General features: G+C 65.8%; 12 protein-coding genes and 3 pseudogenes. 6 read left to right on the forward strand and 9 right to left on the reverse strand.

Features of this window, described 5'->3' with window-relative positions:
* Window positions 1-71: 71 nt before the first annotated feature.
* The 4 genes from AC3FMM_RS29905 to AC3FMM_RS29920 are packed head-to-tail and all read right to left on the reverse strand — an operon-like array spanning window position 72 to window position 3,809.
* Entirely contained in the window at window positions 72-1,709 is a 1,638-nt protein-coding gene (locus AC3FMM_RS29905) for a cation acetate symporter (protein WP_488688058.1), read from the reverse strand.
* A complete protein-coding gene (locus AC3FMM_RS29910; protein ID WP_488688060.1) occupies window positions 1,706-2,077 on the reverse strand; it encodes a DUF485 domain-containing protein in 372 nt (123 codons plus the stop codon). The genes AC3FMM_RS29905 and AC3FMM_RS29910 overlap by 4 nt, the downstream gene beginning before the upstream one ends.
* Before the next feature lie 32 nt (window positions 2,078-2,109).
* Complete coding sequence (locus tag AC3FMM_RS29915; protein WP_488688062.1) at window positions 2,110-3,333, reverse strand: FAD binding domain-containing protein; 1,224 nt, start codon at window positions 3,331-3,333, stop codon at window positions 2,110-2,112.
* The gene (locus AC3FMM_RS29920) at window positions 3,330-3,809 is read right to left on the reverse strand and encodes a VOC family protein (protein ID WP_488688064.1); all 480 of its coding nucleotides are present in this window, start codon (window positions 3,807-3,809) and stop codon (window positions 3,330-3,332) included. The genes AC3FMM_RS29915 and AC3FMM_RS29920 overlap by 4 nt, the downstream gene beginning before the upstream one ends.
* Window positions 3,810-4,022: 213 nt before the next feature.
* On the opposite strand from AC3FMM_RS29920, the pseudogene AC3FMM_RS29925 reads away from it, so the two are divergent.
* Together AC3FMM_RS29925 and AC3FMM_RS29930 are read left to right on the forward strand one after the other, a co-directional pair.
* Window positions 4,023-4,992: pseudogene (locus tag AC3FMM_RS29925) on the forward strand (TIGR03571 family LLM class oxidoreductase).
* Window positions 4,993-5,063: 71 nt separating this feature from the next.
* Entirely contained in the window at window positions 5,064-5,978 is a 915-nt protein-coding gene (locus tag AC3FMM_RS29930; protein ID WP_488688066.1) for a LysR family transcriptional regulator, read from the forward strand.
* 61 nt (window positions 5,979-6,039) lie between these two features.
* Here the strand turns inward: AC3FMM_RS29930 and AC3FMM_RS29935 are convergent, their stop codons facing one another.
* Complete coding sequence (locus tag AC3FMM_RS29935; protein WP_488688068.1) at window positions 6,040-6,891, reverse strand: DsbA family protein; 852 nt, start codon at window positions 6,889-6,891, stop codon at window positions 6,040-6,042.
* Between the two features lie 48 nt (window positions 6,892-6,939).
* Between AC3FMM_RS29935 and AC3FMM_RS29940 the strand changes: the two genes are divergently transcribed.
* The 4 genes and pseudogenes from AC3FMM_RS29940 (at window position 6,940) to AC3FMM_RS29955 (ending at window position 8,461) form a co-directional block, all read left to right on the forward strand.
* The gene (locus tag AC3FMM_RS29940; RefSeq protein ID WP_488688070.1) at window positions 6,940-7,314 is read left to right on the forward strand and encodes a hypothetical protein; all 375 of its coding nucleotides are present in this window, start codon (window positions 6,940-6,942) and stop codon (window positions 7,312-7,314) included.
* Window positions 7,315-7,497: 183 nt separating this feature from the next.
* Window positions 7,498-7,739, forward strand: a pseudogene (locus tag AC3FMM_RS29945) (FAD binding domain-containing protein); the annotation flags it as partial.
* 154 nt (window positions 7,740-7,893) lie between these two features.
* Window positions 7,894-8,055: pseudogene (locus AC3FMM_RS29950) on the forward strand (carboxymuconolactone decarboxylase family protein); the annotation flags it as partial.
* Window positions 8,056-8,059: 4 nt separating this feature from the next.
* Complete coding sequence (locus AC3FMM_RS29955; RefSeq protein WP_488688072.1) at window positions 8,060-8,461, forward strand: cupin domain-containing protein; 402 nt, start codon at window positions 8,060-8,062, stop codon at window positions 8,459-8,461.
* An 88-nt stretch (window positions 8,462-8,549) separates the two neighbouring features.
* On the opposite strand, the gene AC3FMM_RS29960 is transcribed toward AC3FMM_RS29955, so the two are convergent.
* The 4 genes from AC3FMM_RS29960 to AC3FMM_RS29975 all read right to left on the reverse strand — a co-directional run.
* The gene (locus AC3FMM_RS29960; RefSeq protein WP_488688074.1) at window positions 8,550-9,443 is read right to left on the reverse strand and encodes an MBL fold metallo-hydrolase; all 894 of its coding nucleotides are present in this window, start codon (window positions 9,441-9,443) and stop codon (window positions 8,550-8,552) included.
* Window positions 9,444-9,574: 131 nt separating this feature from the next.
* Window positions 9,575-11,050, reverse strand: coding sequence for an NAD(P)(+) transhydrogenase (Re/Si-specific) subunit beta (locus tag AC3FMM_RS29965; protein ID WP_488688076.1), 1,476 nt, complete (start codon window positions 11,048-11,050; stop codon window positions 9,575-9,577).
* Window positions 11,050-11,391 carry an NAD(P) transhydrogenase subunit alpha part 2 gene (locus tag AC3FMM_RS29970; protein ID WP_488688077.1) on the reverse strand — a complete coding sequence of 114 codons (342 nt, stop codon included), beginning with the start codon at window positions 11,389-11,391 and terminating at the stop codon, window positions 11,050-11,052. Before AC3FMM_RS29970 ends, AC3FMM_RS29965 begins: the two co-directional genes overlap by 1 nt.
* A gap of 16 nt (window positions 11,392-11,407) precedes the next feature.
* Window positions 11,408-11,825: Rossmann-fold NAD(P)-binding domain-containing protein (locus AC3FMM_RS29975; protein WP_488688079.1), on the reverse strand; the 418-nt coding region annotated here is incomplete at its 5' end.

Below are 11,825 nucleotides of genomic sequence, written 5' to 3' on the forward strand. Positions count from 1 at the left end.
TCGCCCGATAAACGAAGAAGACGGGCGTACGCAGGGCTCTGCGCCGCCCGTTGCACCGTGTCCAGGCAGGACTAGCGGGCTGCCTTGCCGCCGATGCCCAGCTCGCAGTCGACGCGCTGGTTCTGGTACGCAGCGCGCTCCCATGCGCCGCGTGGCGAACGGTCGGTCACGGAGAACACATAGATCCCGATGAATGCCGCCAGCATCGAGAACAGCGCCGGATACTCGTAGGGATAGATCGCCGAAGCATGTCCAAGCACCTGCACCCAGACGGTGGGGCTGAGCACGGTCAGCACGACCGCCGTCACCAGCCCCATAATCCCGCCGAGCACGGCGCCGCGCGTCGTCAGTCCGCGCCAGTAGATCGACAGGAGCAGGACCGGGAAATTGGAGCTCGCTGCAATCGAGAAGGTCAGGCTGACGATAAAGGCAATGGTCTGTTTCTCGAACACGATGCCGAGCAGGATCGAGAGCACACCCAGTACCAGCGTGGTGAGGCGCGAGACCCGCATTTCGTCCTGGTCGGACGCCTGGCCCTGGCGGATCACGGTCGCATACAGGTCATGCGAGATGGCCGAGGACCCGGCCAGCGTCAGCCCCGCGACCACGGCGAGGATGGTCGAGAACGCCACGGCGCAAATGAAGCCGAGGAAAACGTTGCCGCCGACAGCATGCGCCAGGTGCACGGCCACCATATTGACCCCGCCGATCACGGCGCCCGCGCCGTTGTGGTAGAGCGGGTCCGGCGCCACCAGCGCGATCGTGCCGAAGCCGATCACGATGATCATAGCGTAGCCCGCGCCGACGATGCCCGTCGCATAGAGCACGCTCTTGCGCGCCGCCTTGACGTCGGCCACGGTGAAGAAACGCATCAGGATGTGCGGCAGGCCGGCGGTGCCGAAGATCAGCGCGAGGCCCAGCGACACGGCGGAGACCGGGTCGGAGACCAGGCCGCCGGGACGCATGATGGCGTCGTGCTTGCCGTGCGCGGCGATGGCATGATCGAACAGCGTGTCTAGGCTGAAGCCGAAGTGGCTCAGGACCATGAACGCCATGAACGCGCACCCGGCCAGCAGCATGACGGCCTTGATGATCTGGATCCACGTGGTGGCCAGCATGCCGCCGAAGAACACGTAGACGACCATCAGGACGCCGACCAGCACCACCGCCGTGGTGTAGTTGAAGCCGAACAGCAGTTCGACCAGCTTGCCGGCGCCGACCATCTGCGAAACCAGGTACAGCAGCACGATCACGATCGAGCTCGAGGCCGAGAATCCGCGGATCGGGCGTTGCCTGAGGCGGTAGGACAGCACGTCGGCCAGCGTGTAGCGGCCGAGGTTGCGCAGCGGCTCGGCGATCAGGAACAGGATGATCGGCCAGCTCGCCAGGAAGCCGATCGAATAGATCAGGCCGTCGTAGCCGCTGGTGAACACCAATGCCGAGATCCCGAGCAGCGACGCCGCCGACATGTAATCACCGGCGATCGCCCAGCCATTCTGCATGGCGGTGATCTTGCCGCCGGCCGCGTAGTGGTCCGCCACGCTGTGGTTGCGCCGGGCTGCCCAGCGCGTCACTGCGAGCGTGGCGGCGACGAACACCAGGAACAGGGCAATCGCGATCAGGTTCAGGCCCTGGCCGACTGGCGGCGTGGTGGCCCAGGCCGGGGTGGCCGCCAGCAGCGGGACCACCGTCGTCAGTACGCGTTTCATGGCTGTTCTCCGGTGCGGATGTCCGCGATCATCTTGTCGTAGACGGTGTTGCTGCGATACACGTAGACGGCCACCAGTGCAAAGGTGAACGCGAACATGCCGAAGCCGATGGGGATGCCGACGCTCATCGGCCGGCCTGGCGTCAGCGGCAGGGCCAGCAGGTCCGGCCGGAAGGCCAGCGTCAGGATGAAGCCGAAATAGACCAGCAGCATGGCGGCCGTGAGCGACCATGAGAAGCGCCGGCGCATGCGGTGCAGGCGTTCGAAGGCGGGCTCGCTCAGCATCGGGTGCGGGACGACTGGCGTCTTCGACCCTTCGAGGCCGGGGCCGGACGCGAAGGGGGCAGGGGCAGGGGCAGCTTGAGGCATGAGGTTGTCTCCAAATATTGTTCGGGCGGTGCTCAGAACCGAGGCGACACGGCGGTCTCGCGCATGACGGCTTCGGGGGTGCGATAACGCTCGGCCATCTCGCGGTCCTGCTCGCTGCGGAGTTGCGCCTGCATATACGCGCCAAGATGGCGCGCATGCTCGACGACGGCCTGCCCGACCTGGACGCGTTCGGCGCTGTACGCTTCGAGCGCCGCTTCGGCCGACGCATGGCCGGCAAGGGCGCGAACCAGCGCCATGGCGTCGCCCGCCGCCTTGGTCACGCCCATGCCGCAATGCGGGCGCGCCACGAAGGCGGCGTCGCCCAGCAGCGCGATCCGGCCAAACGCCATGTGCGGCACGGCCAGGTCGTAGATCGGCTGGAACAGTGGCTGGGAGGTTTTCGCGACCACTTCGGCAAACTGCGGCGCCAGCAGCTCGGTGGCGGCGCGCTCCATGTCGGCGAGCACGTCCGGTCGGATCAGGCCCGGCGGGATGCCGTTGGCCCAGAGCTTGCCCGTGGCGTCGGTCAGCAGGTCCGGAAGTTCATCGTCCTCGCGTGTGGCGCGATACCAGACGAAGTTGTAGCGGCGTTGTCCCGGTTCCGTGCTGTTGCCGTCGCCGGCCACCGGGTAGCCAAGGATCTGTTCATGCGGAGGCAGGCAGAACGCGAACTTGCCGAAGATCTCGGCATGCGTGGCCGCCGAGAGCTGCTTTTCGTCAACCAGGCCGCGCCAGGCGATGTATCCCGCGTACTCGAGCCGTGCCTCGGGCAACAGCTGTTCGCGCACGCCGGAGCGGAATCCGTCGGCCGCAATCACGATGTCGGCGCGGTGCTTGGAACCGTCCTGCAGCGTGACCAGCGCTTGGTCGACGCGCGAATCGACGGCCGTCACCATGGCGCCGGTGCGGTAGGCACCACGGAATGCCTTTTCCAGCACATCGTACATCTTGCCCCATGCGGTCAGTGTCTGCGGCATCTCGCGCTTGGACACGGCCACGCCGTCGCGCGCGAGCGTCATGCGAGTGTCGACGCGCACGCCGATGCTGTCGTCGACCGCCACTCCGGCAGCGGCCAGCGCGTCGAACAGTTCCGGATGGGTGACGATGCCGGCGCCGCGGCCGTTCAGGGCCTCGGGCGTGCGTTCGAAGACTTCAACGTCCCAGCCGTCGCGCTCGAGCATATTGGCGGCAAACAGCCCACCGAGCGAGCCCCCGACGATGATCGCCTTGGGTTTCTGGTGCCGTACGGTATTCATGCCATCACTCCGGTTCTTGCTTGCGCCGCATGCGGCAGTTCCAGGCCGGCCACTTCGGCGGCCGGATAGTTCAGTTCGATCGTCACGCCGGACGGGTCTTCGATGAAGACCTGGTGCAGGCCCAAGCTCGGCACCGTACGGTCGCGCCAGGGGATGCCCTCGGCGCGCAACGTTGCCCACATCTGTTGCACGCCAGTGGCCAGGAACGCGATGTGGTCCAGCGTGCCTGTGCCCGACGCCGGCAGCGATTTGTCGCCGAGATAGGCCGACAGTCCCGCGGCGTTGTCCGGATCCACGCCAATGATGTGGACGGTGCCGTATTCGCGTTCGTCGTCGCCCATATAGAGCCAGGCGCCGGGAAAGTCGAACGGCGGCCGGTATCCGCGGCGGAAACCCAGGACGCGTTCATAGAACGCACAGGACCGTTCCAGGTCCGTGGTGCGGATGGAGAAATGTGCCAGCCTGGTCAGTGCCATCGCTGCCTCCTTAAGTTATCGATCGATCAGTGATCGGTTGATAAATATTAGGGCGAATCCTCCGGCAGGCAAAGAGCGGAGATGCTGGTATTAACCCTGATCCGGGGGCCGGCGATGGCGTGTGGCGAAGTCGTGACAACGCCCACGAAGCCTTGCCCCCGGGGCGCCAAGGCGTGGCATCATCGCCCGACATGCAATCGTGCCGGACGGATCATGTCGAATTTCAGCGCTTCGCGACCTCGGGCCAGTGCGGCCCTCGGGCTGTTCCGCGATCACCGGCTCTCGATCGGCCTGGCCTTGCCGGTGCTCGCGGCCGGCCAGAGCGTGGCGGACTATGGCCTGCAGCTCGACCTGGCGCAACGGGCCGATGCGGCGGGTTTCCGCGCCTTGTGGGTCCGCGACGTGCCGCTCAACAGTGACGGATATCCCGATCCTGTCGGCCATCTTGATCCGTGGGTTTTCCTTGGAGCACTGGCCACACGCACGCGCCCGGCCGTGTTGGTCAGCGGCGCCGTGGTGCTTACCTTGCGCCATCCCCTGCATATCGCCAAGGGCGCAATCTCGGCAAGCGAGCTTGCCGCGGGGCGCTTTATCCTCGGCCTCGGCTCCGGAGACCGACCGCCCGAATATGCCGCCTTCGGACAGGACGGCAGCGCGCCGCGAACGGTTCCGCGCGCACTGGGACGTGGTGAGAGCCGCGGTTGGCGTGCCGTCGCAGGTCATTGGCGACCGGCAGCCCGACGACGGGACCGCGTTCTACATGCTGCCGCGCCAGCAGGCCGGCGTCCCGATGCTGGCCGTGGGCTCCGGCGGGCAGAGTGTGGACTGGATCGCCCGGAATGCCATCGGCTGGATGACCTACCACCGTGATCTGGCCACGCAGCGCGACCGGCACAGCATGTGGCGAGCGGCGTGCGACCGCGCTGCGGCGGGCAGCTTCCGTGCGTTCGGTGTGGCGGTGCGGCTCGAGCTAAGCGAGAATGCGTCCGAGCCACCCACGGCACTGAATCTCGGCTATCGGACGGGCGCCCGGCATCTCGTCGATCTCCTCGGGGAAATGCGGGCGCTGGGCGTCCACCACGTCTCGCTCAATATCTCGGGTTCCGGGCGGCCGGTACAGGACATCCTCGACGAACTGGCGGCGACGGTCCTGCCGGTGTTTCATGCCGGTGCTCACCGCTAACGCCGTCCCGCGACGCGTCGGCCAGACCCGGCGCCCGAAGCCCGGATCGATCAACCAGTCCCAAGGCAAAAATGGACAAGCTGCTTGCACTGAAGATGTTCGTGGAGACCGTGGATGCGAAGGGCTTTTCTGCCGCGGGGCGCCGCCTGAACCTGGCCACATCGTCGGTCACGCGTGCGCTGGACGGGCTCGAGGCATCGCTCGGGGCGGTGCTGCTGAACCGCTCCACACGGCTGATTACCGTCACGGAGGCGGGCGCCGCCTACTATCAGCGCGCGCGCAGGATCCTCGATGCCGTCGAGGAGGCCGACGCGCTGATCGCCGATCGGGGCGAGGAGCCGGTCGGGCAATTGCGCGTGTCGTTGCCGGTGGCATTCGGCCGGCGGTGCATCGCGCCTTATCTGGGTGGGTGGCTGGCCAAGCATCCCCAGCTCGAGGTCGAAGTGACGCTGACCGACGATATCGTCGACCTGCTGGGCCAGCGCATCGACCTTTCCGTGCGGCTGGGCAGCCCGGCATCCTACGACAACGTCGTCGCGCGGGAAATCGGGCGCTTTCGCCGACGTGTCGTTGCCAGCCCGGCCTATCTGCAAAGCCACGGCAGTCCCGATGATCCCGTCGACCTGGTCAATCACCGCTGCCTTCGGTTCAGCTATGGCGCGCGGGATCAAGTGTGGACCTTCCGGCACGGCGGCAGCGAGATTAAGGTACCGGTCAGCGGCCACTTCCGCAGCAACAACGCCGAGATCCTGCGCGAAGTCGCGCTGGCCGGCGGAGGGATCGGACTGTTGCCCGACTGGATGGTCGACGACGACATCGCTGCCGGACAGCTGACGGCCTTGTTCGACGATTGTTCCGTCAATCCGGACCAGGCAAGCTCCGCGATCTCCTCGCTGTATCTTCCGAACCAGCGCGGTTCGCGCAGAATCGGCGCATTCCTGGAGTTCCTGGCGGCGCTGCCAGGGCCGACCCGACGCCGGGACTGACGCCAGGCGGCCGGTCCTGGCCGTGGGTGCACCGCCCGGCGCGCTGCTGGTGCGTGTGCGGTCACGCTGCGAGCTGGGGTGGTGCCATCAGCTCCGCCAGCGCCTCGCGGAAACGTTCCGGCGTGCCGAAATTCCGGCCCAGGTGGATGCGCGATAGCTTGCCGTCCCGTTCGATCGCCAGGGTCGGATAGCCCTGCCCGCCCAGTGCCTCTGGGAGTGTCTGGGTATTGCTGAAGTGCGTGCCGATCTCGCGCAGGGCTTGGTCATAAGCTGTCGAGAACGCCTGTGCGTCCAGGCCCAGTTCGACGGCGATGCGGACCAGTTCGGCGCGCTCGGCAATGTGCCGGCCCTCGACGTAGTACGCGGTCTGGAGCCGTTTCAGCATGCGCACACCCGCATCGGCCACGCGTTCCGCAGCCAGCATCGCTGCCGTGGGCGGCGCGGAATCGAGCTTTACGTCATAGTTGAACTGGGTGCCTTCCTGGTACCGCGTGCCGAACGTTTGTCCGCTGAGCGCGGTAATGCGCGCTTCATGGGGCCGGACGAACTCACGCCATTCCCCGGACATCATCTGTGCGAGCGCGCCGGCCAGCATGCCGCCACCATGCGCGACGACCTTCAGTCCTTCGGTCTCTTCGGCTACCGAAATCAGCGGCGCCAGGCCGTAGCACCAGCCGCAGTAGGGATCGTCACATAGTGAAGAGTGGCTTGACTTTCCATGTCGCTTCTCCTTGTTCAACGCGATGCGTTGGCGATGCAGGAAGGTTAGGCGCGATCGCTGCCGGCACGAATGGCATATCCGTGCAATCCAGCTTTGCATCGCACGCAAGGGCGCGGCCCCCGCGTGGGGCCGCCGCTGGTCGTTGCTGTTGCCGCAAAGCGCTCTTGCTTTGCCGTCCCTTTCAGCGATCACGCACGGCCCTCTACCATCGCTGCATCGGATCGCATACTGGAGCCAGACATGGAAGGCAAGCTTTTCCTTAATGCAGAACCAGCGGCATCTGCCGCGCAGGACCTGGCAGCGCTCGCGCGCCCGCCCAGGGCTCTCGTCATCGGCGGCTCACTCGTCGGCTTGTTCGCGGCAACCGCGCTGCGAGCGGTCGGCTGGGATGTGGAGGTGTTCGAGCGTTCGCCCTCCGCGCTGAGCAGCCGCGGTGGCGGGATCGTGCTGCAGCCCGAGGTGATACGCGCCTTGCCTTTGCGGGCGTCGTCCCGGGCGGCGCGCTTGGCGTGCGCTCGCACGACCGGCTGTACCTGGATTCCCGCGGCACGGTGCGCGACCGACAGCATTCGCCGCAGACTCGGACGTCGTGGAACAGGTTGTACGCGGCATTGATGCGCAGCTTCCCGGCCCGGCATGATGCGCAGCTTCCCGGCCCGGCACTATCATCGCGGAGCGCGGCTGACCGGCGTCGGGCAGGACGGCTTCGGCGTGCATGCCACGTTTGCCGATGGCCGGCAGGCGCAAGGCGACTTGCTGGTCGGCGCCGACGGGGCCGGCTCCACGGTCCGATTGCTCATGCTGTCGGGCATCTCGCCGACCTATGCCGGCTATGTGGTCTGGCGCGGACTGGTCGAGGAGAATCGCCTGCCCGATAGCGCCAAGCCGCTGCTCTACGAGAACTTGGTGTTCCAGCACGAACCCGGCTCGATGATGCTGCAGTACATGGTGCCGGGGCCGACGGTTCGACCGAGCCGGGTCACCGCCGCTTCAACTGGCTGTGGTACCTGAAGGCGGCGCCTGGCACCGAGCTCGATCAGATCCTGACGGACCGCAACGGCACGCTGCGCAGCCAGTCCGTGCCTCCGGGTTCGCTGGAGCGGGGTCGGCGGGGCGTCGCAGTGCCTGGATCGCGCTCAGGCAGACGGCGCCTTGTCGAGGCTGCCGCCGTTGCGGCCGGTCCTTGCGGCGTTGGTATACGAGCGCGTGCGCACGCAGTATTCCGAGCAAGAGCTGTCCGACCTCACTTTCCTGGTGGGCGCCATCAATACGTGGAATCGGTTGAACGTAGCCTTCCGCATGGTCCCCGGTTCTTCCGACAAAGCCTTCGGGCTGGACAAGGCCAACCTGGAGTAATGCCGTGAGACGGTCGATTGCCATGGCGGCAAGCCTGGTGCTGCTGATGTCGGCGCCGCCGGCCCACGCCGCCCCGCCGGAGGTGGTGGTCCAGTCGCTGACCACCAGGGCGCTGCCCGACTATGCGGGCAAGGAAGTCCAGATGATCACGGTGGAGTACCCGCCCGGCGGCTTCGACCCGGTGCATCGCCATGATGCGCATGCGTTCGTCTATGTGCTCGAGGGCAGCATCGTGATGGGCGTGAAGGGCGGCAAGGAGGTTACGCTGAAGGCGGGCGAGACCTTCTACGAAGGCCCGGACGACCTCCACACCGTCGGTCGCAATGCCAGCAAGACCAGGCCCGCGAAGTTCGTCGTGTTCCTGCTCAAGAAGCAGGGGGCGCCGGTCTTTACGCCGGTGAACTAGCGCGGTTGTTCCCCGGGCCGGTCACGGCCCGGTTGATTGAGTTTCGGACCCCCGGTCCGGCGGTTTCACCGAGGCCGGAATTCTTGCATCAAGGTGCGTCAACGGGGATTTTTAGATATCGCTTACCGTTGGCCTCAGGCGCGGGAAACTCTCCCGCCCGCATGTTGACCTGAACGGATGGCAGCATCAGCGCCGGCATCGGCAGCGTAGCATCGCGAGCCCTGCGCATCACCACGAATTCTTCTTCGCCGATGCCATCCCGGACATGGATGTTATTCGCACGTTGGTCAGCTACCGTGGCCATGTAGCTGAGTTCCCTGCCGCCGGGCTGATAGTCGTGACACAAGTAGAGGCGCGTCTCCGTTGGCAGGCACAGCACCTTGTGGATGGAGCGGTAGAGGGTGCGAGCGTCGCCCCCCGGAAAGTCGCAACGAGCTGTGCCATAGTCAGGCATAAACAACGTGTCACCGACAAAGGCCGCGGTCTCCTGGGCGTTGCCAATCACATAGGTCATGCAGGCCGGTGTATGGCCTGGCGTATGAATCGCACGGGCCTGCAGACTGCCGATCGTGAACTTGTCGCCATCATTCCAGAGGCGATCAAACTGGCAGCCGTTTGGTGCGAATTCCGTCCCTGCATTGAATATCTCGCCGAAGACCTTCTGTACCGTTGTGATCTGACTTCCAATAGCGATCTGGCCGCCGAGCCGTCGCTTGAGATAGGGCGCGGCCGTAAGGTGGTCGGCATGCATATGGGTTTCCATAATCCATTGAACCACCGCTCCCAACTCCTGCACCCGCGATACCAGCCGATCGGCGTAAGCCGTGCAGATCCGGCCAGAGTGAGGGTCGTAGTCAAGCACGCTGTCGATCAGCGCACATTGCCGGCTTTGCCGGTCAAGAACGAGATAGCTAAAGGTGGAGGTAGCCGGATGAAAGAAGGCGTTGATTTCCATGGACGAGGAAACGAAGGTGGGTGTCATCGTTATGTTGCGACATTGCAATGGAGCGCACCCGGCTTGCGCTCGGATTTGAAAGTTCTGTGGTGCCGGCCTTGATGCAGCAGGACGGTGCAATTGGTGAATCGACTTTCCGGGAAGAGAGCGACGCGGCCTTAGTCGACCGCCTTGAACATGTCCTCGACCACCTTCTTGGCGTCGCCGAACACCATCATGGTCTTGTCCATATAGAACAGCTCGTTGTCCAGACCGGCATAGCCGGCGGCCATCGAGCGCTTGTTGACGATGATGGTCTTGGCCTTGTACGCCTCCAGGATCGGCATGCCGGCGATCGGCGACTTGGGATCGGTCTTGGCCGCCGGGTTGACCACGTCGTTGGCGCCCAGCACCAGCACCACGTCGGCCTGGCCGAACTCGCTGTTGATGTCCTCCATCTCGAAGACCTGGTCGTACGGCACCTCGGCCTCGGCCAGCAGCACGTTCATGTGGCCCGGCATGCGGCCCGCCACCGGGTGGATCGCGTACTTCACGGTCACGCCCTTCTCCGACAGCTTCTCGGTCAGCTCCTTCAACGCGTGCTGCGCGCGCGCCACCGCCAGGCCGTAGCCGGGGACGATGATCACGGTCTCGGCGTTGCCCATCAGGAAGGCGGCGTCGTCCGCCGACCCCGACTTGACGTTGCGCTGTGCCTGCGCGCCGGCCGCCGCGCCAGCCGACGCATCGCCGCCGAAGCCGCCCAGGATCACGTTGAAAAACGACCGGTTCATCGCCTTGCACATGATGTACGAGAGGATCGCACCGGACGAACCCACCAGCGAGCCGGCGATGATCAGCATCGGGTTGTTCAGCGAGAAGCCGATGCCCGCCGCCGCCCAGCCCGAGTACGAGTTCAGCATCGACACCACCACCGGCATGTCGGCGCCGCCGATCGGGATGATGATCAGCACGCCCAGCACGAAGGCGATCGCCAGCATCACCAGGAACGGCAGCCACTCCTGCGTCATGAAGAAGGCGATGCCGAAGCCGACCATGGCCACCGCCAGCGCCAGGTTCAGCATGTGCTGGCCGGCGAACACCACCGGCGCGCCCTGGAACAGGCGGAACTTGTAGCGCCCGGCCAGCTTGCCGAAGGCGATCACCGAGCCCGAGAACGTGATCGCGCCGACGAAGCAGCCGATAAACAGCTCGATGCGGTTGCCTAGCGGGATCAGGTGCGAGCCGGCCGGGCTGATGCCGAATGCCGCCGGCTCGGCCACCGCCGCCACCGCGATGAACACCGCCGCGAGACCGATCAGCGAGTGCATCGCCGCGACCAGTTCCGGCATCTTGGTCATCTGCACCTTGCGCGCGACGTAGGCGCCGATGCCGCCGCCGACCACCAGCGCGGCGAAGATCAGCACGATGCCGGTGCCTACCGACGACTGGGCCGTGCCCGCCGCGAGGAAATCGTTCTTCAGCTTGATGATCAGCACCAGCGTGGTCACCACCGCGATGGCCATGCCGATCATGCCGAAGGCATTGCCCTTGCGCGCCGAGGCCGGGTGCGACAGCCCCTTGAGTGCCTGGATAAAGCAAACCGAGGCCACCAGGTAGAGCAGGGTGACGAGGTTCATGCTGACAAGGCCCGCCATCACGCGCCCTCCTTGGCCAGTGCCGGCTTGCCCTCGGGCGCCTTGGCCTTCGGTTCCTTCTTCTTGAACATCTCCAGCATGCGCTGGGTCACCAGGAAGCCGCCGAACACGTTGACCGCCGCCAATGCCACCGCCAGCGTGCCCATCACGCGCCCGACGCCGCCTTCGGTCAGGCCCGCGGCGAGCATGGCGCCGACGATGATGATGGCCGAGATCGCGTTGGTTACCGCCATCAGGGGCGTATGCAGGGCCGGCGTGACCGTCCAGACCACGTGGTAACCCACGTAGATCGCCAGGACAAAGATGATCAGATTGATCACCGTGTGGCTAACCATTTCCATTGAGGTCTCCTTTGAATCAGCCGGCCAGCGCCGCTTGCTTGCGTCCCGTCATCAGGCAGGCGGCGACGATGTCGTCTTCGAGGTTGAGCGTGAACTGGCCGTCCTTGTCGACGACCAGCTTGAGGAAGTCCAGCACGTTGCGGGCGTAGAGCGCCGAGGCGTCGGCCGCGACCATGCTGGCCAGGTTGGTATGGCCGATCAGGATCACGCCGTTGTGGTTGACCACCTGGTCGGCCACCGTCAGCGGGCAGTTGCCGCCCTGCGCGGCGGCCAGGTCCACCACCACCGAGCCCGGCTTCATCTGCGCCACGGTCGCTTCCTGCAGCAGCACCGGCGCCTTGCGGCCCGGGATCAGCGCGGTGGTGATGACGATGTCGGCCTGGATGGCGCGCTGGTGCACCAGCTCGGCCTGGCGCTTCATCCAGTCCGGCGGC

Source organism: Cupriavidus sp. 207A1 (assembly GCF_057798955.1).

Coding starts and splice junctions, on each gene's coding strand:
- AC3FMM_RS29970 (WP_488688077.1), bottom strand. CDS start 11,391: ATGGAAATGGTTAGCCACACGGTGATCAATCTGATCATCTTTGTCCTG.
- AC3FMM_RS29965 (WP_488688076.1), bottom strand. CDS start 11,050: ATGGCGGGCCTTGTCAGCATGAACCTCGTCACCCTGCTCTACCTGGTG.
- AC3FMM_RS29960 (WP_488688074.1), bottom strand. CDS start 9,443: ATGACACCCACCTTCGTTTCCTCGTCCATGGAAATCAACGCCTTCTTT.
- AC3FMM_RS29940 (WP_488688070.1), top strand. CDS start 6,940: ATGGAAGGCAAGCTTTTCCTTAATGCAGAACCAGCGGCATCTGCCGCG.
- AC3FMM_RS29905 (WP_488688058.1), bottom strand. CDS start 1,709: ATGAAACGCGTACTGACGACGGTGGTCCCGCTGCTGGCGGCCACCCCG.
- AC3FMM_RS29920 (WP_488688064.1), bottom strand. CDS start 3,809: ATGGCACTGACCAGGCTGGCACATTTCTCCATCCGCACCACGGACCTG.
- AC3FMM_RS29930 (WP_488688066.1), top strand. CDS start 5,064: ATGGACAAGCTGCTTGCACTGAAGATGTTCGTGGAGACCGTGGATGCG.
- AC3FMM_RS29910 (WP_488688060.1), bottom strand. CDS start 2,077: ATGCCTCAAGCTGCCCCTGCCCCTGCCCCCTTCGCGTCCGGCCCCGGC.
- AC3FMM_RS29915 (WP_488688062.1), bottom strand. CDS start 3,333: ATGAATACCGTACGGCACCAGAAACCCAAGGCGATCATCGTCGGGGGC.